Here is a 23,105-nt window from a genome sequence, read left to right on the forward strand (position 1 = left end):
AGTCAACGCCGGCAGGAGGCATCGTGGGCGGATCAACTCCAGTGGTGGAGCAGGTGCGATCGGCGGACGGCACGCCCATCGCGTTCGAGCGGTCCGGTGCCGGGCCGGCGGTCATCCTGGTCGGCGGCGCGTTCAGTGATCGCAACGCGACCCGTGACCTGGGTGCGGCATTGGCACCTGATTTCACCGCCTTCGGCTATGACCGTCGGGGTCGGGGCCACAGCGGCGACACCGCCCCGTACGAGATAGGCCGTGAGATCGACGACCTGGCTGCCCTGATCGCGGCGGCAGGTGGTTCGGCCGCCGTCTACGGCATCTCCTCCGGCGCCGTGCTGGCCGCCCTCGCCACCGCGCAGGGCCTGCCGGTGACCGGGCTGGTCCTGTTCGAGCCACCGTTTCAGGTCGGTTCGCACGTGGGCGTCTCCAAGGACATCACCCCGCAGCTCATCGAGCTGATCGCCGCCGACGACCGGGACGGCGCGGTGGAGACCTTCCTCAGCGCCTCGGTGGGGCTGCCGGCCGAGCAGGTCTCCGGGATGCGGTCGCAGCCGATGTGGGCCGGGCTGACGGCGATCGCGCACACCCTGGTGTACGACGCGATCGTCACCGCCGGAGGGCGACTCCCCGCCGACCGGCTGGGGGCCATCACCGCGCCGACCCTCGGGGTCGACAGCACCGGCAGTCCACAGTGGTTGCGGGACGCGACGCGGGCCGCCGCCGAGGCAATCCCGGGCGGCCGATCCGTCAGCCTCGACGGTGGTTTCCACGACGTGCCGCCGACGACGCTGGCACCGGTGCTGCGCGAGTTCCTGCTCGGTTGACGGCACCGGCGCACGGCCGGGAGCCCGCCGGCCACAGGAGCCAACCGACCACGGGAGCCGGCGGGCCACGGGAGCCGGCGGGCCACGGGAGCCGGCGGGCCACGGGCGGATCAGCTGCCGGCCAGCACCTCGTCGACCAGTGCCGCTACGGCGTCCGGTGGCCAGGCACCCGCCACGCCGGGCCGGGCCGCCAGGTAGGTGGCGATCCGTCCGGCCTGCCAGCCGTGCGACTCGCGTAACCCTCGGGCGATCATGCCGAGGTAGATCGGCGCGGGTGGTCGGCACCGCGCGGCTGACGCCCCCTCGGGGGCGGTGAAGGTGAGCATCGGAACACCGTCGCGGCTGCCCGGGCAGACAAGGGTCTCGTACCGTCCCGGGCCGAGCGTGGCCCGTCCGTCGGCGACGGCGGCGTCGATGGCCGCGCCGGTCGCCGGGATCAGGTCGGCCGTGTCGCCCGGCGGCCGGTACATCTCCTGGGCCGCGATGTCGGTGAACTGCTCCAGGGTGACCAGGTAGGCGCGGGCCGCGGCCTCGCCCGGCAGGTGCGGGTCGTAGAAGGCCATGCCGCCGGTCCAGGCACCGGACTCGCCGGCGAAGTAGATGCCGCCGGGCAGCGACACGGGTGCCGACCGGCTCGGTGGGCGCCGGTCGCGGCAGCCCGGGTACGTCCGCTTACCGCCGGGTGGGCAGCCGCCGCCGATGTACCAGGCCAGCCGGGCGGCGTGCATGTTCGAGCCGTACGAGACGTACCAGACCAGCACGACGACGCCTCAGAAGCCGCAGGTCTGCCCGGCGGAGTGGCTGACCTGCACGGTGTGGGTCACGCAGCCACCGGCCTCGACCGAGTGCAGCAGGAAGGCGGTGGGCTCGTTGACCCAGCCGATCTGCTCGTCGGCGCTCATGGTGAGCGTGCTCTGTCTCCACGTGCTGGGGGCCACGGTGAGGACCGTGCCCGCGTACGCCGTGGTGACCGGGCGGTGCAGGTGCCCGGCGGCGACCCGTACGACGTGTCGGTGCCGGCCGATCACCTCGGCGAGCGCGTCACCGTCGGCGAGCCGGATGGAGTCCGCCACGGGGATGCCGACCGCGACCGGCGGGTGGTGCAGGAAGATCACGGCGGGCACCTCGGGCCGCCCGGCCAGCACCCCGTCGAGCCAGCCGAGCTGCTCCTCGCCGAGTTGCCCGCCGTCGCTGCCGGGGACGAGCGAGTCGAGCACCACGACGGACGCCGCCTCGTGGTCGACGTGGTAGTAGGCCGAGAAGCCGCCGCCGAGCCACGGGGTGCCCCCGAACGCGTCGAGCAGGGACTCCCGGTCGTCGTGGTTACCGGTGGCCAGGTGCACCGGCAGCGGGAAACGGCCGATCACCTCGCGCAGCGCCGCGTACTCGTCGGGCTGGCCGTGGTCGACCAGGTCGCCGCTGATCACCACGCAGTCCGGGCGGGGTCGCAACGCCAGCACCCGGCCGAGCGCTCGGTGCAACCCGGCGGCCGGTTCGGCGGCGAGCAGGCCGGTGGTCAGGTGCGGGTCACTGAGCTGGGCGATGAGCACTGGCTCGCCTCCTCGACGCCGGGGTGCTCCACGCTATCGCCGGGCACGGCATCCGGGGGCACGAGTCCACAGGCCGCGTCCACAGGCTGTGGATAGCACGTGTGTACGAAGCCCGGTCGGTCCCCGCCACCGTGAGTACGCTTGATCGAGCGGTTCGGCGTCGGCCGGGCCCCTCCCCTACCTGGAACGACGTGCGAGTGGATCATCAGCGAGTCATCCGTGACGTCATCGTCCGCCTGCCGATGGCGTCGAGCACGCCGGAGGCGTGTCGGTGGACGGTCACCGCGCTGTCCCGCCACACCCCGGCGACCATCTCCGTACTGCTCGGGGTCCACGACCGCCTGCGCTGCGTCGCGGCGACCGGGGCCTGGCAGGTCTTCGCCACCGTGCCGGCGCGGACCGGCATCGTCGGCCGGGTGTACGCCACCGGCGCTCCCGCCGTCGTCCCGGACGTCACAGTCGACCCGGACTACCTACCGGTACGCCCGGACGTGACCGCCGAGCTGTGCGTACCGGTGCTGGACCCGACCGGCCGGGCCATCGGGGTGCTCGACCTGCAGTGGAGTGAGCCGACCGACCTGGAGCCGTGGCGGGAGACCGCGCAGCGGCTGGCCGACCGGCTCGGCGCGCGGATCGCCGCCCTCGGTGGCCCACCTGCGGAGAGCCGCAGCGAGAAGCTGCTCCGGCACGCCGCCGCGCTCTCCTCCGCACCGACCGAGGGGGAGGTGATGGGGGCCGCGGCCCGCGCCGCCCGGGAGGTCTCCACTCTCTCCACCGCGCTGCTGCTGATCGGCGGTCAGCTCGGCCCGTCCCCGGCGACGCCGACTGACCTGGAGATCCGGATCCGTGCCGAGCTGTCCGGGGCGGGTCCGGCCGCCCTGGATCGGATGGTCGACCGGGCACACCGGTACGGCGCCGGGTACACGCTCGGCGAGGCCGGGCATCCCCCGACCGAGGACTACCGTCCGCTGACCCGGGCGGGGGTACGCACGCTTGTCGCCGTGCCGGTCGGGCCGACGGATGCCGGCGGGGTGTTGCTGGTGGCCGACGAACGCGCGCTTCGTCCGGACCCGACCACTGTCAGCCTGATGGAGTTGCTCGCCGGGCAGGCGTGGACGAGCGTGGACCGACTGCGCACACTGGCCCGGCTGCGGGAGCAGGCCAGCTCCGACCCGCTGACCGGGCTGGGGCACACCGGCCCGTTCGGGCAGCGGATCGCGGCGGCCACCCCCGGGCGTACGGCCCTGCTGGCGATCGACGTGGACGGCTTCAAGACCGTCAACGACACGTACGGCCACCAGGCCGGCGACCGGGTGCTGATCGGGTTGGCGCGGGCACTGGAGGGTGCGCTGCGGCACGGCGACGAGTTGTACCGGATCGGCGGCGACGAGTTCGTCGCGGTGATCGAGGTGAGCCGCCCGGAGGAGGCGGTCCGGATCGCCGAACGCCTGACCGAGGCGGCCCGACGTGTCGGCCGCACGATCAGCGTGGGCGTCGCGCTACCCCGTCCCGGCGAAACCCCCGACCGCACCCTGAAGAGAGCCGATCAGGCCCTCTACGCGGTAAAACGCCAAGGCCGAGACGGCGTACACCTCTCCGCCGCCTAACCGCCCTCCCCGCCTCCCCGCGCGCCCCTCTTCCCCGCCGATCTTGCACTTTCGGTCGTCGTTTTGTCGCTCTGACCCCTTATGTCGCCGCAGAAAAACTGCAAGATCGCCGCAGCGGGGGCGGGGGCGGTCAGGGGTTGCGGAGTTCCTTGGCCAGGAGTTCGGCGATCTGGGCGGTGTTGAGGGCTGCGCCCTTGCGGAGGTTGTCGCCGGTGACGAAGAAGTCCAGAGCCCGGGGGTCGTCCAGGGCGCGGCGGATCCGCCCGACCCAGGACGGGTCGGTGCCGACGGCGTCGATCGGCATCGGGAACTCACCGGCCGCGGGGTCGTCGACCAGGATCACCCCGGGGGCGTTGCGGAGCGCCTCGCGGGCACCCTCGGCGTCGACCTCGGTGGCGAAGACCGCGTGTACGGCCACCGAGTGCGCGGTGACCACCGGCACCCGGACGCAGGTGGCGGACACCTTGAGGTCGGGGAGGCCGAGGATCTTCCGCGACTCGTTGCGGATCTTCATCTCTTCGGATGACCAGCCGCTGTCCGCCGGGGAGCCGGCCCAGGGGACCACGTTGAGCGCCATGGGCGCCGGGAACGGGCCCAGCTCGTCACCGACCGCCTGGCGTACGTCGCCGGTGCGCGAGCCGAGCGCCCGATCGCCGGCGACCTTGGCGAGTTGGTCGTGCAGGATGTCGACGCCGGACTGGCCGGCGCCGGAGACCGCCTGGTAGGAGGCGAGCACCAGCTCTCGTAGGCCGTACTCGCGGTGCAGCGGCGCGACCGCGACGATCATCGCGAGGGTGGTGCAGTTGGCGTTGGCGATGATGCCCCGGGGCCGGTTGCGGACCTGCTCGGGGTTGATCTCCGGAACGACGAGTGGGACGTCGCGGTCCATCCGGAACGCGCCGGAGTTGTCGACAGCGATCGCGCCCCGGTCGACGGCGATCGGCGCCCATTCGGCGGAGACCTCGTCGGGCACGTCGAACATGGCGACGTGGACCCCGTCGAACGCCTCGGGGGTCAGCGCCTGGACGACGAGTTCCTCGCCCCGGCAGCGCACCCGGCGGCCGACGGAGCGCTCGGAGGCGAGCAGCCGGATCTCACCCCAGACGTTGCGTCGCCCGGTGAGCAGCTCACACATCACGGTGCCGACGGCACCTGTCGCTCCGACCACGGCGAGGGTGGGCAGCGCCGTCATCGGCGCTACCTACCCGTCCCCGCGTAGACCACGGCTTCGGTGTCGCCGCCCAGCTCGAACGCGTCGTGGATGGCGCGGACGGCGGCGTCGAGGTCGGTGTCCCGGCAGACCACGGAGACCCGGATCTCGGAGGTGGAGATCATCTCGATGTTGACCCCGGCCGCGCCGAGCGCGGCGAAGAAGCCGGCCGCCACACCGGGGTGCGAGCGCATGCCCGCGCCGATCAGCGAGACCTTGCCGACGTGGTCGTCGTAGAGCAGGCCCTTGAACTTGACCGGCTCCTGGATCTTGCTGAGCGCCGCCATCGCGGTGGGGCCGTCGGCCTTGGGCAGGGTGAACGAGATGTCCGTCCGGCCGGTGCCCTCGGTGGAGACGTTCTGCACGATCATGTCGATGTTGATCTCGGCGCCGGCGACGGTGTCGAAGATCCGCGCGGCGGCTCCCGGCTCGTCGGGCACCCCGACGATCGTGATCTTGGCCTCGCTGCGGTCGTGCGCGACCCCGGTGATCAGTGCCTGCTCCACGGAAAGGTCCTCCATCGATCCGGTGACCATCGTGCCGGTGTTGGTCGAGTATGACGAACGGACGTGGATCGGCAACCCCGCCCGCCGGGCGTACTCCACGCTACGCAGGTGCAGCACCTTCGCGCCGCACGCGGCCAGCTCCAGCATCTCCTCGTAGGTGATGTGCTGGATGTGCCGGGCGTTGGGCACGATCCGCGGGTCGGCGGTGAAGATGCCGTCCACGTCGGTGTAGATCTCGCAGACGTCGGCGTGCAGGGCGGCGGCGAGCGCCACGGCGGTGGTGTCCGAACCACCGCGGCCCAGCGTGGTGACGTCCTTGGTGTCCTGCGAGACGCCCTGGAAGCCGGCCACGATGACCACCGACCCCTCGTCGAGCGCGCCCTTGAGCCGCCCGGGGGTGACGTCGATGATCCGTGCGCGGCCGTGCACCGAGGTGGTGATCACGCCGGCCTGCGAACCGGTGAACGAGCGGGCTTCGTACCCCAGGTTGTGGATGGCCATGGCCAGCAGGGCCATGGAGATCCGCTCCCCGGCGGTGAGCAGCATGTCCAGCTCGCGGCCCGGCGGCAGCGGGCTGACCTGGTTGGCCAGGTCGAGCAGCTCGTCGGTGGTGTCGCCCATCGCGGAGACCACCACCACCACGTCGTCGCCGGCCTTGCGGGCGGCGACGATGCGCTCGGCCACCCGCTTGATCCGCTCCGCGTTGGCGACGGAGGACCCGCCGTACTTCTGCACCACGAGTGCCACGACGGTGCACTCCCTCCCAGCGACCCTGAGCGTGCCGACGCCGCCGGAACCGGGGCCGGCGGCGCGTGTCAGACCCCTTGAGGGTATCCGGCGGGTAACGACGCCGGGTCAGGTGATCCCACCATCCGGCCCGCCCGGGGCCGGCCGGGCCGCTCCCACCAGGTCGGGCGGTACGCGGAGACGACCCGCCCGACACGCCGGGACGAGCCTGGTACGCGTCGGCACCCACCAACCGCCCGCACCCACCAGAATGGGCCGGTGCCCGTCCTCATCCGCTCGGCCGGCCGCGTGCTCGGGCCGCTCGTCCTCGTCCTGCCGACGCTCCTGGCCGCCTGCACCAGTGAGCAGCCTCCGGCTCCACCGCCCGCCGATCCGGGGCCGGTCGAGGTGGACGCCGCGCGGGATGAGCTGGCCGCGCTGGCCGCTGCGGCTCAGGATCGTCACCTGGTGGCCCAGTACGTGTTCAGCCAGGCGGGCGAACTCGATCGCACAATCGTCTTCACCAGCGCGAACGACGGTAGCTGGCGGGTCGACGTGCCGGGTGGCGCGTTGGGCGGCACCGCCGATGTCTCGATGGCCAACACGGCCGACGGGTTGTTCCAGTGCGCCCTGCCGTCGGCCGGCCATGCCGAGTCGGCGAGCTGCGTACGCCTGGGTGAGCGCGACGACACGATTCCCCGCCGGTCGGACCCCCGGGTCCAGCACCCGCTCACCGACTGGCTGGACGTGCTCACCGACCGACGCGCTCCCCTGGCGGTCGCCCCGGCCAAGGCGCCCGAGGGCGTCACCGGCGCCTGCTACTCGGTGGACTCCACCTCGGCGTCGCTCAACGCCCCGCTGGATGTGGGCATCTACTGCTACGACCCGGACGGCACACCGACAGGTGTCCGGACCGGGGCCGGGACGCTGAGGCTGGCCGCGCCACCCGGCCCGGCACCCGCCACGGTGCAGCTCGCCGGCCCGGTGGTGGTCGATCGGGAGCCGCTCGACACCGCGGCGCCTCCGACCCCGGACCCGTCGGAGAGCCCGGGCGCGGGAACGTCCTGATCTTCGTCCCGTTACGGGTGCTCTTGCCCACATTCGGCTACCCCGCACCGAGGGGCGAATCACCCATACAGGACGATCCGTCGTATGGCCGACCTCACCCCGCTGCTCGCCTACCGCTGGAGTCCACGAGCCTTCGACCCGAGCGCCGAGCTGACCACGGAGGAGTCCGCCTCACTGCTCGAGGCCGCGCGCTGGGCCCCGTCGGCGGACAACGGGCAGCCCTGGCGCTTCGCCCTCGGCCACCGGGACGACGAGACCTGGAAACGGATCCTGATCAGCCTCCCGGTCGACGACCAGATCTGGATCCGGCACGCCGCGACCCTGGTGGTCGGCGCCCACACCGGCCTCGACACCGAGCGGGCCGCGTACGACCTGGGGCAGGCGATCGCCCACCTGACCGTTCAGGCCACCGCGCTCGGCCTGCACGTCCACCAGCTCACCCGGTTCGACCGGGCCGGACTCCGCACCGAACTCGACCTGCCCGGCGGCGTACGCCCGATGGTGGTCGCCGCCGTCGGCCGCCTCGGTGACCCGTTCGCCCTCCCGCCCGAGCTGCGTGCCCGGGAGACCGGCCTGCGTCGCCGCCGTCCGGTTGCCGACCTGCTGCTGCGCTGATCGAGCGCCGGGGTCACCCGCCCCGGCTGGCCCTGAGAAGGACAGCCGCGGCATCGGTGTTGCGATAGCGCACGTGCCGACCCTCACGGGACCGGGACACCAGGCCGGCACGGTGCAGCGCGGCCAGGTGCTGGGAGACGTTCCCGGCGGACATCCGTGTGAGTCGGGCCAGGTCGGTGGTGGTCAGCGCCGTCTCGAGCAGGTGCAGCAGCGCGGCTCGCCCCGGGCCGATCACCCGTGCCAGTGGGTCGCCGGGCGGCGGCGCGGTCGCCTCCCAGAGCGTCCCGACGGCACGAACCGGGTACGCCCCGGCCGGCAGTGAATCCTCCAGCAGGTTCCACAGCACGTGCCGTTCGGTGAACACCGTCGGGTTCAGCGCCAGCCCACGCCCGCGGAGGTCGAAGTCCCGCTCGAACGTGTCGTCGCTGATCACCCGGTCGCCGTGCCAGCGCAGGCTCGGGTGGAGCTGCTCGAAGAACCGACCGGCACCGCTCTCGGCGAGTTGGGTGGCCCGGTACGCCACGTCGGCGTCGAGCAGCGCCCGCATCCGCGGCCAGTCCGGGGCGATCGCCTCGTCGTACCAGACCCGCATCGCGTCGACGACCTGCGGCAGCAGCTCACCGGGGTCGGCGAGCAGCGCCCGGCCGAACGGGCTCAGCGGTCGTTGCCAGGTGGTCGCCAGCAGGTCCTGGACCACCACGGCCGGCGGCGTCGCGGCGATCTGGTCGAGCTGCTCGGCCATCTCCACGTTCGGTCGGGCCGCCGGGGTGAGGAAGTCGGGTAGCCAGCGACCCGGCACGACCAACCCCACCAGGGGTCGGACCCGGTCGGCCACCTCGGGACGACGCAACGTCACCCGGGCCCGGTCGATCCAGGGCAGGTGCACCGCGTAGCGGACCGGGTTGGCCAGCGCCCACATGCTCATGACCGTCTCGTTGACCGGCGACACGGCGAGCCGCACTCCCGCAACGTCGGCCACGTTGAACCGCAACTCGGACACACGCACCCCCGGAGCAGGATTCGGCCCAGCCTAAAAGATTCGACCGGAACGATGGGGGCCCGCTTCACTCCGCTCATGGGGACCAGAGAAACCATCCGCACCGCCATCCGAGACGTCGTCCCGCCGGCCGGGTTGACCCGCGCGCTGGCCGTGCAGGCGATGGTCTACGCCGTCGGCAGCGGACTGTTCCACGCTGGCAGCGCCGTCTTCTTCACCCGGGCGCTCGGGCTCAGCGCCGCTCAGGTGGGGCTGGGGCTGTCCATCGCGGCGGGGGTGTCGCTGCTGGGCACGGTGCCGCTGGGTGGGCTCACCGACCGGTACGGACCGCAGCGGGTCTGGGTGGTCGGGTTGGTGCTGGACGCCGCGCTCTTCGCGTCGTACCCGTTCGTGGGCGGCTTCGCCGGCTTCCTCGCCGTGGTGGTGGCGTTGGCGGCGGTGGACGCGTCGACCGGCGTGGCCCGCCAGGTCTACTCGATCAACGCGCTGCCGCCGGCCGAACGGGTCACTGCGATGGCGTACCAGCGGTCGTCGCTGAACGTCGGGTTCGGGCTCGGCGCGGTGATCAGCGGCCTGGTGCTGGCGGTGGACACGATGGCGGTGTACCGGGGGATGGTCTGGTTCATCGCGGCGGTGATCCTGGTGACGGCCCTCTTCGTGCGGCGACTGCCCCGGCTGCCACAGGTAACCCGGCCGGCGGAGCCGATGGGTCGGCTCGCCGTGCTCCGGGACCGGCCGTTCATGGCGGTGTCAGTGCTGTCCGGGCTGCTCACCGCGCACGGGGTGCTCTACCTGACGGTCATGCCGCTCTGGATCCTCACCCACACCGACGCCCCGAAGACGGTGATCGCCGCTCTGGTGCTGCTCAACACGGTCCTGATCGTGCTGCTCCAGGTACGCGTCAGCCGGGGCGCGGACACCGCCGCGGGCGCGGCACGGGCCTCCCGCCGGGGTGCCCTGCTGATTGCCCTGTTCTGTCTGGTTCTGCCGATCTCCGGGCTCACCCGGGGCGTGCTCACCGTCGTGGTGCTGGTGGCCGCCGCGATGTTGCTGATCCTGGCCGAGCTGATCGAGTCGGCGGGCACCTGGGGGCTCACCGCCACCCTCCCGCCGGACGATCAGCGCGGCGCGTACGTGGGGGCGCTGCGGCTCGGCGAGCAGGTGCAGTACATGATCGCCCCGGCGGGATTGACCGCGCTCGGTGTGACCACCGGCGGCTGGGGTTGGTTACCGACGGCAGCGATCTTCGTGCTGGTCGGAGTGGCGATCGTGCCCGCGGTGGCCTGGGCCGAACGGACCCCGAGGCTGGGTTCCCAGGCCCCGGAGCCGACGATGACATCGGTCCCATAGTCCGGACCTGTCTTTCCACCCCCCGTTCCATCACGTAGGGTGACCTGGTCATGTGGCAGGCGCTGCTCCTCCTTAGCCGCCGCGACGAGGCCTGACCGGCCGGCACCTCGTCGCGGAGTCGCATCGCGCCGTCCAGCACATCCGAGTTTCTTCTCGGCACCGCCGCGCACCGTCGCCCGGCACTTCGCCGACACCTTCCGATCTGCTGACGCCACATGTTCCAGGGAGCACTCTGAGATGGCTCAACCTGTCCCCGACGCCGAGACCGATCCGATCGCCCGGCAGCGCCCCAGCCGGATGCCGTACCACCGCTACCAGCCGTACCGGGAGCAGTTCCGGGTCGAGCTGCCGGACCGCACCTGGCCCACCCGCACCGTCGAGGCCGCCCCCCGCTGGTGCGCTGTGGATCTCCGTGACGGCAACCAGGCCCTGATCGATCCGATGTCGCCGGAGCGCAAGCGCCGGATGTTCCAGCTGCTGGTCCAGATGGGCTACAAGGAGATCGAGGTCGGCTTCCCGTCGGCCAGCCAGACCGACTTCGACTTCGTCCGGCAGCTCATCGAAGACGACATGATCCCGGACGACGTCACCATCCAGGTGCTCACGCAGTGCCGGGAGCACCTGATCGACCGGACGTTCGAGTCGCTGCGCGGCGCGAAGCGGGCCATCGTGCACTTCTACAACTCGACCTCCACCCTCCAGCGGCGGGTGGTCTTCGGCCTGGACCGGGACGGCATCGCCGACATCGCCACCACCGGGGCGCGGCTCTGCCAGAAGTACGCGGAGATCCACACCCCGGACACGGAGATCTTCTACGAGTACTCGCCGGAGTCCTACACGGGCACCGAGCTGGAGTACGCCCTGGAGGTCTGCTCCCGGGTGATCGACGTGATCGACCCGACCCCCGACCGGCCGCTGATCATCAACCTGCCGGCCACCGTCGAGATGGCCACCCCCAACGTGTACGCCGACTCGATCGAGTGGATGCACCGGCACCTGCCGCGTCGGGACAGCGTGGTGCTGAGCCTGCACCCGCACAACGACCGCGGCACCGGCGTGGCAGCCGCCGAGTTGGGCCTGCTGGCCGGCGCGGACCGGATCGAGGGCTGCCTGTTCGGCAACGGCGAGCGCACCGGCAACGTCGACCTGGTGACCCTGGGGCTCAACATCTTCTCCCAGGGCATCGACCCGATGATCGACTTCTCGAACATCGACGAGATCCGGCGAGCCGTCGAGTACTGCAACCAGCTGCCTGTGCACGAGCGCCACCCGTACGCCGGTGACCTGGTCTACACCGCCTTCTCCGGCTCCCACCAGGACGCCATCAAGAAGGGCTTCGACGCCCTCACCGCCGACGCGAAGGCGGCCGGCGTACCTGTTGACGAGCACACCTGGGCGGTGCCGTACCTCCCGATCGACCCGAAGGACCTGGGCCGCACCTACGAGGCGGTCATCCGGGTCAACTCGCAGTCCGGCAAGGGCGGCGTCGCGTACATCATGAAGAGCGAGCACCAACTGGACCTGCCGCGCCGGCTCCAGATCGAGTTCTCCGGAGTGGTGCAGCAGGTCACCGACCACGACGGCGGCGAGGTCGACCCGGCCGCCATGTGGGAGATCTTCGCGACGCACTACCTGCTCGACCACCAGCCCGACCCGGCGGTCCGGCTGGCCGGCTACACGATCGGCACGGCGGACGGCAAGGTCGAGATCGAGGCCCAGGTCGGTGTGGGCGGCGAGCAGCGGTCCCTGGCCGCGGTCGGCAACGGCCCGATCGACGCGTACGTCAACGCGCTCCAGTCGGTCGGGGTGGGCGTGCGGGTGCTCGACTACCACGAGCACGCGCTCTCCTCCGGTGGTGACGCGCAGGCCGCCGCGTACGTGGAGTGTGAGGTGGACGGTAAGACGGTCTGGGGTGTCGGCACCGACGCCAACATCGTCACCGCGTCGATCAAGGCGGTCACCAGCGCTGTCAACCGCGCACGCCGCTAGCTGTCGGTGAGGGAGGGCCCCGCTCGGGGGCCCTCCCCTCACTTCGGCCGGGCCGGCGGTGTGGCAGCGGGCAGCGAATGGCAGGGCTGGGACGGCGGGGCTTCCCGGGGCGGTCGGTGGACCAGCACGAGGGCCAGCACCGCGCCGGCCACGAGCAGCCCGGCGCACCACTCCATCGCCCCCCGGAACGCGTCGGTCAGCTCGTCCTTCTGCTCGTACCCGCCGCCGGAGAGCCCGACGAGCAGCGGCAGCGCGGCCACCGCGAGCAGGCCGCCGGCCCGGGACGCGGCGTTGTTGAAGCCGCTCGCCACCCCGGAGAACCGGTCCTGCACGGCGGCCAGCACCGACGCGGTCAGCGGTGCCACCACCAGGGTCAGCCCGATGCCGAAGAGCAGCACCCCGGGCAGCACGTCCCGCCAGTACGACGCGCCCGGCCCGACGCCGCGCAGCAGCAGCAGACCGACCGCCGCGACGACCGGTCCGATGGCGAGCGGCAGCCGTGGGCCGATCCGCGCCGACAGCGCGCCGGCCCGTGCGGACCCGACCAACAGCAGCAGTGTCATCGGCAGCAGCGCGATGCCGGTGCGGAAGGCCGACCACTCGACCACGTTCTGCAGGTAGACGGCGAAGAAGAAGGTGAAGCCGCCGAGGGCCGCGTAGACGACCACTGTGAAGAGGTTCAGCACCGAGAAGAGCCGGCTGCTGAACAGCCCGGTGGGCAGCATCGCGGCGTCGCCACGCCGCCGCTCCAGCAGGACGAAGGCCACCGCGGCGAGCACCCCGACCACTGCCGCGATCAGCACCTCGGCGGAGTCGAACCCGCGTGCCGGCGCGTCGATCAGGGCGTAGGTGACGCCAGCGAGCGCGAGCGCTCCGAGCAGGGCTCCGGCGACGTCGAACCGCCGTCGGGTCCGGCCCTGTCCCCGGGTCCGGGAGGCGCTCTCGTCCCGGCTCTCCGGCACCCAGCGCAGGGCGGCCAGCAGCACCAGCACGGCGATCGGCAGGTTGAGGAAGAAGATCCAGCGCCAGGAGAGCGCGTCGATGAGCCAGCCCCCGATGAACGGGCCCAGCGCGGTGGACACCCCGGACAGCCCGGCCCAGGCGCCGATCGCGCGACCCCGGTCGTCGGGGTGGAAACTCGCCTGGAGCACCGACAGCGACCCGGGTGTGAGCAGCGCGCCACCGGCGCCCTGGAGGAACCGGGCACCGATCAGCCAACCGGTGCCCTGGGCTAGCCCGCACAGCACGGAGGCGGCGGTGAACCACACCACGCCGATGAGGAAGATGCGCCGTCTGCCGAAGCGGTCCCCGAGCGCACCGCCGAGCAGCACGAACGCGGCCAGCATCAGCAGATAGCCGTTGATGGTCCACTGGAGATCGGCCACGTTAGCGCCGAGATCCTGCCCGAGCTTCGGCAGCGCCACGTTGACGACAGTGCTGTCGAGGAAGACCATGCCAGAGGCGAGTACGGCGGCGAGGAGCGTGCCCCGGCCGGCGGTGGTGCCCATCCGGAGGGCGGACGCCGGTACGGGTGCGGTCATCCCACCAATCTGCCTTGCATCATGTGGGAGACGCCACGAAACGCCGAAACCGTGCCCGGGTACTGTGCGCAATCGCCGGGAGCCCCCAAGCTGGAGAGGTGTCGTCTGTGCGTACCAGATCAGGACCGCGAGCGGCGGTGGCCGCGCTTGCCGCGGCGCTGGCGCTCGGCGTGGCCGGTTGCGTCCCGCAGGATGAGCCGACCACACCGCCGCCGAGCGACGGCGGCAACGCCGCGGAGCAGCTGAGCCAGCTCACCGTCGCTACCGCCGGCTCGATGAAGGGCTACAGCCGGGAGCGTTTCCCGCACTGGCGGGACACCGGCAAGAACTGCGATGTCCGGGACAGCATCCTCCAGCGCGACGGCAAGGACGTGAAGCTCTCCGGCTGCAACGTGGTCGGTGGGCGCTGGGAGAGCGTGTACGACGGGCGCAGCTTCTCGGATCCCTCCGACGTGGACATCGACCACATGGTGCCGTTGGCCAACGCGTGGCGCTCGGGTGCCGACGAGTGGGACAACGCGAAGCGTGGCGATTTCGCCAACGACACCACCCGTCCGCAGCTCTTCGCGGTTTCCGCCTCCTCGAACCGGGCAAAGGGTGACCAGGACCCGTCCCAGTGGAAGCCGGCAAACCGATCGTACTGGTGCAAATACGCCCAGGACTGGGTGACGGTCAAGCACCACTGGCGGCTGACCGTGACAAGCGCCGAGAAGGCCGCCCTGACCGACATGTTGGAGGGCTGTTCAGTGGGGAGTGATTCGTGACCGCCGCCGGGGAGAGCGGCCCGTCCGCCGCCGGCATGACCGCGGACGGCACCGCCGAGACCCCCGCCGCCGTGCCGGGTGCCGGCATGGTCGCGGATTCGGGCGGTGCGGCCGGCCCGCAGAGCCGCACCACCGACATCGTTCCCGGCCCCGGCGGCGTGATGACCGACGAGGTCGGCGTCGTCACCGGCGACCTGACGCTGCGCACCGAGTACGCGGACGGCAAGGTCACCGTGCGGGTGCAGTACAAGGATGCGGACGAGTGGTACGCGGTGACCGGCACGTCGGTCACGCTGGCCGACCCGGCTGGGCTGGACGCGGTGCACGGCGTCGCGGTGGGGCTGCTGAACCGCCCCGAGGGCTGACGACAGCCGGCACCGCGTCCAGTCTCAGACGTACGAACCGGGCTCGGTGGGCGCGGAGACCACGCCCGGCGCGTCCCCCTCGCCCTCAGGTCGGACGATCTGCGCGCTGACCCCGTGCGGGCGCAGTTCGCCGCTGGCGATCTGCTCGGCGAAGTGGCAGGCCACCCGGCTGGCACCGATCTCCCGCAGCACGGGTCGCTCGTCGGCGCAGCGGGTGGGCTGCGCCCACGGGCAGCGCGTGTGGAAGCGGCAGCCGGACGGCGGGTTGGCCGGCGACGGCAGGTCACCGGCGAGCAGGATGCGCTCCCGGCGGTCCTCCACGTCCGGGTCCGGCACCGGCACCGCCGACATCAGCGCCCGCGTGTACGGGTGCAGCGGCTCGGTGTAGAGCCTGTCGCTCGGCGCCTCCTCGACAAGCGCCCCCAGGTACATGACGCCCACCGTGTCGGAGATGTGCCGGACCACCGCGAGGTCGTGCGCGATCACCAGGTAGGTCAGCCCCAGGCTGTCCTGGAGTTCGTCCAGCAGGTTGACCACCTGGGCCTGGATTGACACGTCGAGTGCCGAGACCGGCTCGTCGGCGACGATCAGCTCCGGCCCGAGCACCAGCGCGCGGGCGATGCCGATGCGCTGCCGCTGCCCGCCGGAGAACTCGTGCGGGTAGCGGGACAGCGCCCAGCGCGGCAGCCCGACGGCGTCCAGGGTCTCGCCGATGATCCGTCGACGATCGGTGCGGTCGGTGCCGATCCCGTGGGTCTGCAGGCCCTCGGTCAGGATCGACTCGACGTTCTGCCGGGGGTCGAGGCTGGACATCGGGTCCTGGAAGATCATCTGCATCCGGCGACGCATGCTGCGCAGCTTGCCGGACGCCAGCGTGGTCAGCTCGACGCCGTCGAAGCTGACCTCGCCGGCGGTCGGCGGGGTGAGCTGGAGCAGCGCCCGACCCAACGTGGACTTGCCGCAGCCGGACTCACCCACCAGGCCGTACGTCTTGCCCCGCGCGATGCTCAGGTCGACCCCGTCGACGGCCTTCACCTGGCCGACCACCCGGTCGAAGAGCACCCCCCGCTTGATCGGGAAGTGCACCTTCAGGTCGCGCACCTCGACGAGGATGTCGTTCTCGCTCACGCTGTTTCCTCCTCGCGCGGGGCGGGCACCATGCCCGGCACCGGCTCCGGGTTGACGCACCGGTAGCTCCGTCCGTCGTGCGCGTGCACCAGCTCCGGCGGCTCACCCACACACTCGTCGGTCCGTCGGGCGCAGCGCGGGGCGAAGGCGCAACCGTCCGGCCAGGGCAGGAGGTCGCGGACCGAGCCGGGGATCGGGTTGAGCTTCTCGCCCCGCCCGGCGTCCAGGCGCGGCACCGAGCCGAGCAGACCCACTGTGTACGGGTGACGCGGCTGGCGGAACAGCGGACGACGGCGGGCCGTCTCCACCACCCGGCCGCCGTAGAGCACGTTGACGGTGTCGCACATGCCGGCGACCACACCCAGATCGTGCGTGATCATCAGCAGCGCGGTGCCGGAGTCCCGGACCAGTTCCTTGAGCAGCTCCAGGATCTGGGCCTGGATGGTGACGTCCAGCGCGGTGGTCGGCTCGTCGGCGATCAGCAGCCGAGGCTGGCAGGCCACCGCCATCGCGATGAGCGCACGCTGGCGCATCCCACCGGAGAGTTGGTGCGGGTACTCCTTGAGCCGCCGCTTCGGGTCGGGGATGCCGACCCGGTCCAGCAGCGCCGCCGCCTCTTTCGCCGCGGTCTCGCCCTTCATGCCCCGGTGCCGGGTGAGCACCTCGGTCACCTGCAACCCGATCGGGATCACCGGGTTCAGCGAGGAGAGCGGGTCCTGGAAGATCATCGCGATGTCGCGGCCCCGGATGTCCCGCCGCGACCGGTCGTCGAGCTGGAGCAGGTCGGTGCCGTCGAAGACGGCCTTGCCGCCGACCCGCAGGCCGGGCTGCTTGGGCAACAGGCCCATGATCGCGAGCGAGGTGACGCTCTTGCCGCAGCCGGACTCGCCGACCAGGCCGACCACCTCACCGGCGTCGACCGAGAAGGACACCCCGTCGACCGCGTGCACGGCCCGCTGACCACGGCGGGCGAACGTGACGGAGAGATCTTCAACTTCGAGCAGTGCCATTGGGGGCCTACTTCCGCAGCTTCGGGTCGAGGGCCTCACGCATCGCCTCACCGAGCAGGGTGAAGCCGAGCGCGGTGATGATGATCGCGACCGCCGGGTAGATCGCCAGCGACGGCCGGATGCCGAGGTACTGCTGCGCGTCGGCGAGCATGACACCCCACTCCGGTACGGCCGTGTCCGGGTTGCCGAGGCCGAGGAAGGAGAGCGCCGCGGCCTCGATGATCGCGGTGGCCAGGGTCAACGTGGCCTGCACGATCACCGGGGCGAGCGAGTTCGGCACCACGTGGGTCAGCGCGATCTTCGACTTCTTGACGCCGAGCGAGGTCGCCGCCAGCACGTAGTCGCTGTTGGCCTGGGAGATCATCGAGCCGCGCAGCAGCCGGGCGAACACCGGCACCGAGACCACGCCGACCGCGATCATCACAGTGGTCAGGCTGGCCCCGAGCAGGGCGGCGATACTCACGGCCAGCAGCAGGCTCGGCATCGCGAGCAGCATGTCGATGAAGCGCATCAGGGTCGTGTCGATCCACCGCCCCCAGCGGCCACCGAGACCGGCCGCAGCGCCGGAGACGCCACCGATCAGCGCGCCGATCGCCAGACCGATCAGGGTGGAGACCACGCCGACCAGCAGGGTCTGGCGGGCGCCCACGATCATCCGGCTGAACTCGTCACGGCCCTGGTGGTCGTAACCGAACCAGTGCTCACCGGTCGGGCCGGGGATGACACCCGGCTTGATCAGCCCTTCCCGGATGCCGATCGTGTCCGTCGCGGCGTACGGCACGAGGAACGGGCCGACCACCGCGACCAGCACGAAGATCGCCAGGATGACCGCGCCGACGATCGCGGCCGGGTTACCGCGCAGCCGGCGGAACGCCTCCTGCCAGAGGCTGACACCCCGCTCGTCGTCACGGGCGGCCAACTCGGAGAGTCGGTCGATCTTTTCGCGCTTCTTGCCCGGGCTGAGTGTCATCGCACCCTCACCCTCGGGTCGATGAAGCTGTAGGAGAGATCGACCAGGAGGTTCACCAGCACGTACACCACCGCGATGATCAGGATGAAGCCCATCAGCACCGGATAGTCGCGTTGGCCGATGGCCTCGGCGACGAACGCTCCGATGCCGCTGAAGGCGAAGACGGTCTCGGTCAGCACCGCGCCGGAGAGCAGGCCGCCCGCGAGCAGACCGATCGAGGTGGCCACCGGCAGCATGGCGTTGCGCAGGACGTGCCGGCGACGAACCGTCTGCTCGGTCAGGCCCTTCGCCTCGGCGGTCCGAACGAAGTCCTCGTTCAGCACCTCCAGCACGCTCGCCCGGGTGATCCGGACGATGATCGCCAGCGGGATGCTGGCCAGCGCGATGCTGGGTAGCACCAGATGCCAGAGGGCGTCGGCCGCGGCGTCCCACTCACGGGTCATCAGCCCGTCCAGGACGAAGAAGTTGGTGACCCGGGTAGCCCCGAGCGTCGGATCCTGCCGTCCGCTGGACGGGAACCAGTGCAGGTTCTCCGAGAAGATCGCTTTGAGCACGTAGCCCAGGAAGAAGACCGGGATGCAGATGCCGATCAGCGAGCCGCCCACGGACGCGTGGTCCAGGAAACGGCCGCGACGACGGGCGGCCAGGTAGCCCAGCGGGATGCCCACACCGATCGCGATGATCATCGCGGTGATGGTCAGTTCGACGGTGCCGGGGAAGCGCTCGATGAACTCCGTGGTGACCGCCCGCTTGGTGGAGGTCGAGGTGCCCAGGTCGAGCTTGATCATCCGCCGTACGAAACGGCCGTACTGCACCAGGATGGGCTCGTCGAGCCCCATGTTGCGGCGGATCGCGGCACGCATCTCGGGCGTGCCGCGCTCGCCGAGAATGGCGGTCTCGGGGCCGCCGGGAAGCCGGCGGAGCCAGATGAAGAGCAGGAGGGAGAGCCCGAACAGCGTGGGTATCAGCTGAAGCAGGCGCCTGACGATGAACCGGAACACGGCGGCCTCGAAGGGGTGCGGAGGGTTGCGGGCGAGCGCTGTGCGACAGCGCCCGCCCGCGTTCCTTGCTGCGTCAGATCAGGACTTACTTGAACTCGGCGGTCGCGTACCGCTCATCGGTGAGCGGGCTCGCCTTGACGCCGGTCACGTCCTTGCCGAACACGATCGCCGGCGGCGAGTGCGAGATCGGCACACCGGGCAGGAAGTCCATCACGGACTTGTTCAGGGCCTTGTACTTCTCGGTCCGGGCCGCGATGTCGGCGGTGCCGTCGGCGTCCTTGAACTGGTCGAACAGGGCCTTGTTGTTGAAGCCCCACTCGTCCTTCGGCCGGTCGAAGAAGGTGCCGATGAAGTTGTAGGCGTCGCCGTAGTCGCCGGTCCAGCCGAGGAAGTGGATGTCGTGCTTGCTACCCGAGGTGGTGGCGTTCAGGTAGTCCGGGCTCCACTTCAGCGGGATCGCCTCGACGGTGATGCCAACGGCCTTCAGGTCCGCCGAGAGCAACTCGAAGATGTCCTTCGGGTTCGGCATGTACGGCCGGGTGACCTCGGTCGGGTAGTGGAACTTCAGCGTCAGGTTCGACGCGCCGGCCTCGGCCAGCAGCGCCTTCGCCTTGGCCGGGTCGTAGGTGTACTTCGTGACGTCACCGTTCCAGCCCTCGACGGTGTCCGGCATGAAGTTGTCGGCGACCTTGGCACCCGGCGGCAGCTTGGAGGTGACCAGCTGCTGACGGTTCAGGGCGTACGCGATGGCCTGGCGGACACGGATGTCGGCGAGCTTCGGGTTGCCCTTCTGGTTGATCGCCAGGTAGAGCACGTTGAACGCCGGGCGGGTGAGGACGTTGAAGCCCTCGCTCTTCAGCGGGTCGACGTCGGCCGGGCCGACCAGGTCGTAGCCCTGGATGTCACCGGAGCGCAGCGCCTGCTTGCGGGCGTTCTCGTCCGAGATCGTCTTGAAGATGAGGGTCTTCAGCTTGGCCTTGGTGCCCGAGTAGTCCTCGTTGCGCTCAAGGGTCAGCGTCTTGTTCGCGACGTCCCAGGCCTTGAACTTGAACGGGCCGGTGCCGGTCGGGTGCTCCGTCGCGTACGCCGGGTACTTGATGTCCTCGGCGGTGCCCGCGACGTTGCTCGCGTCGAACTCCTGCAGCGCCTTCGGGCTGTGGATGGAGAACGAGGGGAGCATCAGCGCGGCCGGGATCTTGCTGGAGACCCGGGTGAAGGACAGGTCCACAGTGGTGGCGTCCTTGGCGGCGCACGACTTGAAGAGACTCGGCGGGAGGTCCGCGTTCTCGTTCTTGGCGAAGCCGCCCATGACGTCCTGCCAGTACGCGGTCACGTCCGGGCTCTGCATGAGGCCCTTGGCGTTGTACCAGCGGTCAAAGTTGGCGCAGACGGCCTCGGCGTTGAAGTCGGTGCCGTCGTGGAACTTCACGCCCGAGCGGAGCTTGAAGGTCCAGGTGGTGCCGGCGGCGTCCGGAGTCCAGGTCTCGGCCAGACCGGGGGTGACCTTCGTGCCACCCTCCTCCGGACGGACCAGGGTCTCGAAGACCTGACGCGCCACGCGCAGCGACTCGCCGTCGCTGGCGAAGCTCGGGTCGAGCACCTTCGGGTCTCCGGCGACGCCGAAGACGAGGGTGTCCTTCTTGCTACCACCGGATTTGTCGTCACGGTTGCTCTCGGCGCAGCCTGCTACCGCGAGGGCCGCGACCGCGATGGCCGCGATGGCGACCTTCGGCCTGGGTGCACGCATGTGTGCTTCACCTCGTCCTTGGGGGTACGGACAACGTGGTGACAGGGGTCACCGATGGCGGTGACCATAGCTCCCGATGCGTCCAGCCGGAAACCGTTGGGTGGATGGTTGGTATCGGATCGTGCCTCAACCGCCGCTTGACATTCGATTCGTAGGCAAACAGCGGCGAAAACCGATCAATCTGCATCCGCGATGCCAAACTGTTACGTCGAACAGCCCCGATGGGGGCACAGGTGTCAGATCATTTCCGGGCAGAGACGCAGCGGTGGCCGGCACCCACGCGGGTGCCGGCCACCGGCCGTACGTCAGGGGATCAGACCGAGCGACGCCCCTCGAAGGCCCGACCGAGGGTGATCTCGTCGGCGTACTCCAGATCGCCGCCGACCGGCAGCCCGCTGGCCAGCCGGGTCACCGAGATGCCCATCGGCTTCACCATCAACGCCAGGTAGGTGGCGGTCGCCTCGCCCTCGGTGTTCGGATCCGTGGCCAGGATCAACTCCCGCACCCCACCACCACCGAGCCGGATCAGCAGCTCCCGGATGCGCAGATTGTCCGGGCCGATCCCCTCCAGCGGATTGATCGCGCCGCCCAGCACGTGGTAGCGGCCGCGGAACTCACCCGTCCGCTCGACGGCCACCACGTCCTTGGGCTCCTCCACCACGCACAGCACCTCGTCGGTGCGGCGCGGGTCGCGGCAGATCCGGCACTGCTCGGACTCGGCCACGTTGTAACAGGTCGTGCAGAACCGCACCAGCTCCTTGACCTTGCGCAGCGCGCCGGCCAGCCGGTTGACGTCGGCCGGATCCGCCGAGAGGACATGGAACGCGATCCGCTGAGCGCTCTTCGGACCCACGCCCGGCAGCCGACCCAGCTCGTCGATCAGATCCTGGATGGCACCTTCGTACATCTGCCGGCTCAGAAACCGGGCAGGCCGAGGCCGCCCATGCCGCCGGCAACCGGGCCCATCTTGCGCTCGGTCAGCTCCCGGGCCGCCTCGGCGGCGTTGTGCACGGCCGCGACGACCAGATCCTCAAGCGTCTCCACGTCGTCCGGGTCGACGGCCTTCGGGTCGATCTTGATGGCCTTCAGCTCACCGGAGCCGGAGACGGTCGCGGTGACCAGCCCGCCACCGGCGGTGCCGGTCAGCTCGGCCTCGGCCAGCTCGGCCTGGGCGGCGGCGATCTGCTGCTGCATCTTCTGCGCCTGCTTCAGCATCTGCTGCATGTTCGGCTGTCCACCTGGGCGCACGGGATGGCTCCTTCTCACACTCGTCTGCTCGACCGCCGCTCAGCCTATCCGCTGGGACCGACCTCGCCCCGCCCGGTTCGTCCGTCCGCGCCGAGCCTTCGGGTACGGCTACCACTACCCCGAACCGGCCATCTGCTGGTAGTGCGCCCAGGGCGGTCGCACTGGTGTGCTCGTGGCATGAATCTCACCCGCACAGGCCGGGTCGGCGCGCTGTGCTGGCTCGCGGCCGCGCCCCTCTTCCTCGTCGCCAGCCTGATCACCGGGCTGCGGTGGCGCGAGCCGACCTACAGCTGGGCCACCCACAACATCAGCGACCTCGGCAACGCCCACTGCGGGATCTGGGACACCACCCGACCCCGCCACGTCTGCTCGCCATGGCACCCACTGATGAACACCGCGACACTGGCCACCGCCGCGCTGCTCGCCATCGGGCTCCTGCTGACCTGGCGCGTCCTCGGTCGTGGCGCTGTGGTGCGCTCGGCCCAGACGCTTCTGCTGCTGGCCACCAGCGGATACGCCCTGGCGGCCCTCTACCCGGCGGACGTCGACGAGAACCTGCACGTCCTCGGCGCTTTCCTGATCATGGGGATGGGCAACGTCGGCCTGCTCCTCGCCGGCTTCGCACCACACAGCACGACGCTCGGCAGGTGGAGACGGCTGACCCTCACCGCCGGCCTGGTCGCGCTGATCGGCACGACACTGTTCGCCGCCCAGCAGGGCCTCGGCATCGGGGTAGGCGGCATGGAACGGGTGGCGGTGCTCCCGTTCCCCCTCTGGGCCTGCGCCCTGGGCGTCCTACTGGCCGAACCCCCTCCCCTGCGCGATCTTGCACTTTCTGCCTCGACATAAGGGGGCGTTCTGCGCAGGACGGCGACCGAAACCGCAAGATCGC

Annotated in this window: 22 protein-coding genes; 9 read left to right on the forward strand and 13 right to left on the reverse strand. The window is 70.9% G+C overall.

Annotation, left to right across the window (positions count from 1 at the left end):
* Nucleotides 1-23: 23 nt before the first annotated feature.
* On the forward strand, nucleotides 24-821 hold the full coding sequence (locus ACQP0U_RS31250) for an alpha/beta fold hydrolase (RefSeq protein WP_433314106.1): 798 nt from the start codon (nucleotides 24-26) through the stop codon (nucleotides 819-821).
* A gap of 110 nt (nucleotides 822-931) precedes the next feature.
* Here ACQP0U_RS31250 and ACQP0U_RS31255 read toward each other — a convergent pair whose 3' ends face one another.
* Together ACQP0U_RS31255 and ACQP0U_RS31260 are read right to left on the reverse strand one after the other, a co-directional pair.
* Nucleotides 932-1,582 carry a histone deacetylase gene (locus ACQP0U_RS31255; protein ID WP_433314109.1) on the reverse strand — a complete coding sequence of 217 codons (651 nt, stop codon included), beginning with the start codon at nucleotides 1,580-1,582 and terminating at the stop codon, nucleotides 932-934.
* A 9-nt stretch (nucleotides 1,583-1,591) separates the two neighbouring features.
* Nucleotides 1,592-2,371, reverse strand: coding sequence for a phosphodiesterase (locus ACQP0U_RS31260; RefSeq protein WP_433314110.1), 780 nt, complete (start codon nucleotides 2,369-2,371; stop codon nucleotides 1,592-1,594).
* Nucleotides 2,372-2,613: 242 nt separating this feature from the next.
* Between ACQP0U_RS31260 and ACQP0U_RS31265 the strand changes: the two genes are divergently transcribed.
* Complete coding sequence (locus tag ACQP0U_RS31265) at nucleotides 2,614-3,978, forward strand: diguanylate cyclase (protein ID WP_433321302.1); 1,365 nt, start codon at nucleotides 2,614-2,616, stop codon at nucleotides 3,976-3,978.
* A gap of 130 nt (nucleotides 3,979-4,108) precedes the next feature.
* Here ACQP0U_RS31265 and ACQP0U_RS31270 read toward each other — a convergent pair whose 3' ends face one another.
* Nucleotides 4,109-5,170, reverse strand: a complete 1,062-nt coding sequence (locus tag ACQP0U_RS31270; protein ID WP_433314112.1) for an aspartate-semialdehyde dehydrogenase — start codon at nucleotides 5,168-5,170, stop codon at nucleotides 4,109-4,111.
* Nucleotides 5,171-5,175: 5 nt separating this feature from the next.
* Nucleotides 5,176-6,441: an aspartate kinase gene (locus tag ACQP0U_RS31275; RefSeq protein WP_030489892.1), complete on the reverse strand. Its 1,266-nt coding sequence runs from the start codon at nucleotides 6,439-6,441 to the stop codon at nucleotides 5,176-5,178.
* Nucleotides 6,442-6,699: 258 nt separating this feature from the next.
* Between ACQP0U_RS31275 and ACQP0U_RS31280 the strand changes: the two genes are divergently transcribed.
* Both ACQP0U_RS31280 and ACQP0U_RS31285 read left to right on the forward strand, forming a co-directional pair.
* Nucleotides 6,700-7,488, forward strand: coding sequence for a hypothetical protein (locus ACQP0U_RS31280; RefSeq protein ID WP_433314114.1), 789 nt, complete (start codon nucleotides 6,700-6,702; stop codon nucleotides 7,486-7,488).
* An 84-nt stretch (nucleotides 7,489-7,572) separates the two neighbouring features.
* Nucleotides 7,573-8,103: a nitroreductase family protein gene (locus ACQP0U_RS31285; RefSeq protein WP_433314117.1), complete on the forward strand. Its 531-nt coding sequence runs from the start codon at nucleotides 7,573-7,575 to the stop codon at nucleotides 8,101-8,103.
* A 13-nt stretch (nucleotides 8,104-8,116) separates the two neighbouring features.
* On the opposite strand, the gene ACQP0U_RS31290 is transcribed toward ACQP0U_RS31285, so the two are convergent.
* The gene (locus ACQP0U_RS31290; RefSeq protein WP_433314119.1) at nucleotides 8,117-9,109 is read right to left on the reverse strand and encodes an ArsR family transcriptional regulator; all 993 of its coding nucleotides are present in this window, start codon (nucleotides 9,107-9,109) and stop codon (nucleotides 8,117-8,119) included.
* A gap of 69 nt (nucleotides 9,110-9,178) precedes the next feature.
* Between ACQP0U_RS31290 and ACQP0U_RS31295 the strand changes: the two genes are divergently transcribed.
* On the forward strand, nucleotides 9,179-10,450 hold the full coding sequence (locus tag ACQP0U_RS31295) for an MFS transporter (protein ID WP_433314122.1): 1,272 nt from the start codon (nucleotides 9,179-9,181) through the stop codon (nucleotides 10,448-10,450).
* Between the two features lie 237 nt (nucleotides 10,451-10,687).
* Nucleotides 10,688-12,439 carry a 2-isopropylmalate synthase gene (gene leuA, locus ACQP0U_RS31300; protein ID WP_433314124.1) on the forward strand — a complete coding sequence of 584 codons (1,752 nt, stop codon included), beginning with the start codon at nucleotides 10,688-10,690 and terminating at the stop codon, nucleotides 12,437-12,439.
* 38 nt (nucleotides 12,440-12,477) lie between these two features.
* Here leuA and ACQP0U_RS31305 read toward each other — a convergent pair whose 3' ends face one another.
* Nucleotides 12,478-13,980 carry an MFS transporter gene (locus tag ACQP0U_RS31305; RefSeq protein ID WP_433314126.1) on the reverse strand — a complete coding sequence of 501 codons (1,503 nt, stop codon included), beginning with the start codon at nucleotides 13,978-13,980 and terminating at the stop codon, nucleotides 12,478-12,480.
* A 107-nt stretch (nucleotides 13,981-14,087) separates the two neighbouring features.
* On the opposite strand from ACQP0U_RS31305, the gene ACQP0U_RS31310 reads away from it, so the two are divergent.
* Both ACQP0U_RS31310 and ACQP0U_RS31315 read left to right on the forward strand, forming a co-directional pair.
* Nucleotides 14,088-14,744 carry an HNH endonuclease family protein gene (locus tag ACQP0U_RS31310; protein ID WP_433314129.1) on the forward strand — a complete coding sequence of 219 codons (657 nt, stop codon included), beginning with the start codon at nucleotides 14,088-14,090 and terminating at the stop codon, nucleotides 14,742-14,744.
* On the forward strand, nucleotides 14,741-15,109 hold the full coding sequence (locus ACQP0U_RS31315) for a hypothetical protein (protein WP_366635240.1): 369 nt from the start codon (nucleotides 14,741-14,743) through the stop codon (nucleotides 15,107-15,109). Before ACQP0U_RS31310 ends, ACQP0U_RS31315 begins: the two co-directional genes overlap by 4 nt.
* Before the next feature lie 24 nt (nucleotides 15,110-15,133).
* On the opposite strand, the gene ACQP0U_RS31320 is transcribed toward ACQP0U_RS31315, so the two are convergent.
* From ACQP0U_RS31320 to ACQP0U_RS31350, 7 genes are all read right to left on the reverse strand, one after another.
* Nucleotides 15,134-16,237 (reverse strand): ABC transporter ATP-binding protein, encoded by a 1,104-nt coding sequence (locus tag ACQP0U_RS31320; RefSeq protein WP_433314131.1) that lies wholly within the window; start codon nucleotides 16,235-16,237, stop codon nucleotides 15,134-15,136.
* On the reverse strand, nucleotides 16,234-17,247 hold the full coding sequence (locus ACQP0U_RS31325; RefSeq protein WP_433314133.1) for an ABC transporter ATP-binding protein: 1,014 nt from the start codon (nucleotides 17,245-17,247) through the stop codon (nucleotides 16,234-16,236). The genes ACQP0U_RS31320 and ACQP0U_RS31325 overlap by 4 nt, the downstream gene beginning before the upstream one ends.
* 7 nt (nucleotides 17,248-17,254) lie before the next feature.
* Nucleotides 17,255-18,217, reverse strand: coding sequence for an ABC transporter permease (locus tag ACQP0U_RS31330; RefSeq protein ID WP_433314136.1), 963 nt, complete (start codon nucleotides 18,215-18,217; stop codon nucleotides 17,255-17,257).
* The gene (locus ACQP0U_RS31335; RefSeq protein ID WP_124776655.1) at nucleotides 18,214-19,218 is read right to left on the reverse strand and encodes an ABC transporter permease; all 1,005 of its coding nucleotides are present in this window, start codon (nucleotides 19,216-19,218) and stop codon (nucleotides 18,214-18,216) included. The genes ACQP0U_RS31330 and ACQP0U_RS31335 overlap by 4 nt, the downstream gene beginning before the upstream one ends.
* Before the next feature lie 85 nt (nucleotides 19,219-19,303).
* Nucleotides 19,304-20,965, reverse strand: coding sequence for an ABC transporter substrate-binding protein (locus ACQP0U_RS31340; RefSeq protein ID WP_433314138.1), 1,662 nt, complete (start codon nucleotides 20,963-20,965; stop codon nucleotides 19,304-19,306).
* A gap of 313 nt (nucleotides 20,966-21,278) precedes the next feature.
* Entirely contained in the window at nucleotides 21,279-21,872 is a 594-nt protein-coding gene (recR, locus tag ACQP0U_RS31345) for a recombination mediator RecR (RefSeq protein ID WP_433314139.1), read from the reverse strand.
* An 8-nt stretch (nucleotides 21,873-21,880) separates the two neighbouring features.
* On the reverse strand, nucleotides 21,881-22,189 hold the full coding sequence (locus tag ACQP0U_RS31350) for a YbaB/EbfC family nucleoid-associated protein (RefSeq protein WP_007466279.1): 309 nt from the start codon (nucleotides 22,187-22,189) through the stop codon (nucleotides 21,881-21,883).
* 201 nt (nucleotides 22,190-22,390) lie between these two features.
* On the opposite strand from ACQP0U_RS31350, the gene ACQP0U_RS31355 reads away from it, so the two are divergent.
* Nucleotides 22,391-23,062, forward strand: a complete 672-nt coding sequence (locus tag ACQP0U_RS31355; protein WP_433314142.1) for a DUF998 domain-containing protein — start codon at nucleotides 22,391-22,393, stop codon at nucleotides 23,060-23,062.
* Nucleotides 23,063-23,105: the final 43 nt, after the last annotated feature.

Origin of the sequence: Micromonospora sp. CA-269861, assembly GCF_050948505.1 — a bacterium.
Taxonomy (GTDB): Bacteria; Actinomycetota; Actinomycetes; order Mycobacteriales; family Micromonosporaceae; genus Micromonospora.

What these genes read in the sequence shown, in the direction of transcription:
- ACQP0U_RS31270 (WP_433314112.1), bottom strand. Translation starts at nt 5,170, where the DNA reads ATGACGGCGCTGCCCACCCTCGCCGTGGTCGGAGCGACAGGTGCCGTC.
- ACQP0U_RS31285 (WP_433314117.1), top strand. Translation starts at nt 7,573, where the DNA reads ATGGCCGACCTCACCCCGCTGCTCGCCTACCGCTGGAGTCCACGAGCC.
- leuA (WP_433314124.1), top strand. Translation starts at nt 10,688, where the DNA reads ATGGCTCAACCTGTCCCCGACGCCGAGACCGATCCGATCGCCCGGCAG.
- ACQP0U_RS31305 (WP_433314126.1), bottom strand. Translation starts at nt 13,980, where the DNA reads ATGACCGCACCCGTACCGGCGTCCGCCCTCCGGATGGGCACCACCGCC.
- ACQP0U_RS31350 (WP_007466279.1), bottom strand. Translation starts at nt 22,189, where the DNA reads ATGCAGCAGATGCTGAAGCAGGCGCAGAAGATGCAGCAGCAGATCGCC.
- ACQP0U_RS31295 (WP_433314122.1), top strand. Translation starts at nt 9,179, where the DNA reads ATGGGGACCAGAGAAACCATCCGCACCGCCATCCGAGACGTCGTCCCG.
- ACQP0U_RS31265 (WP_433321302.1), top strand. Translation starts at nt 2,614, where the DNA reads ATGGCGTCGAGCACGCCGGAGGCGTGTCGGTGGACGGTCACCGCGCTG.
- ACQP0U_RS31355 (WP_433314142.1), top strand. Translation starts at nt 22,391, where the DNA reads ATGAATCTCACCCGCACAGGCCGGGTCGGCGCGCTGTGCTGGCTCGCG.
- ACQP0U_RS31325 (WP_433314133.1), bottom strand. Translation starts at nt 17,247, where the DNA reads ATGGCACTGCTCGAAGTTGAAGATCTCTCCGTCACGTTCGCCCGCCGT.
- recR (WP_433314139.1), bottom strand. Translation starts at nt 21,872, where the DNA reads ATGTACGAAGGTGCCATCCAGGATCTGATCGACGAGCTGGGTCGGCTG.
- ACQP0U_RS31340 (WP_433314138.1), bottom strand. Translation starts at nt 20,965, where the DNA reads ATGCGTGCACCCAGGCCGAAGGTCGCCATCGCGGCCATCGCGGTCGCG.
- ACQP0U_RS31330 (WP_433314136.1), bottom strand. Translation starts at nt 18,217, where the DNA reads ATGACACTCAGCCCGGGCAAGAAGCGCGAAAAGATCGACCGACTCTCC.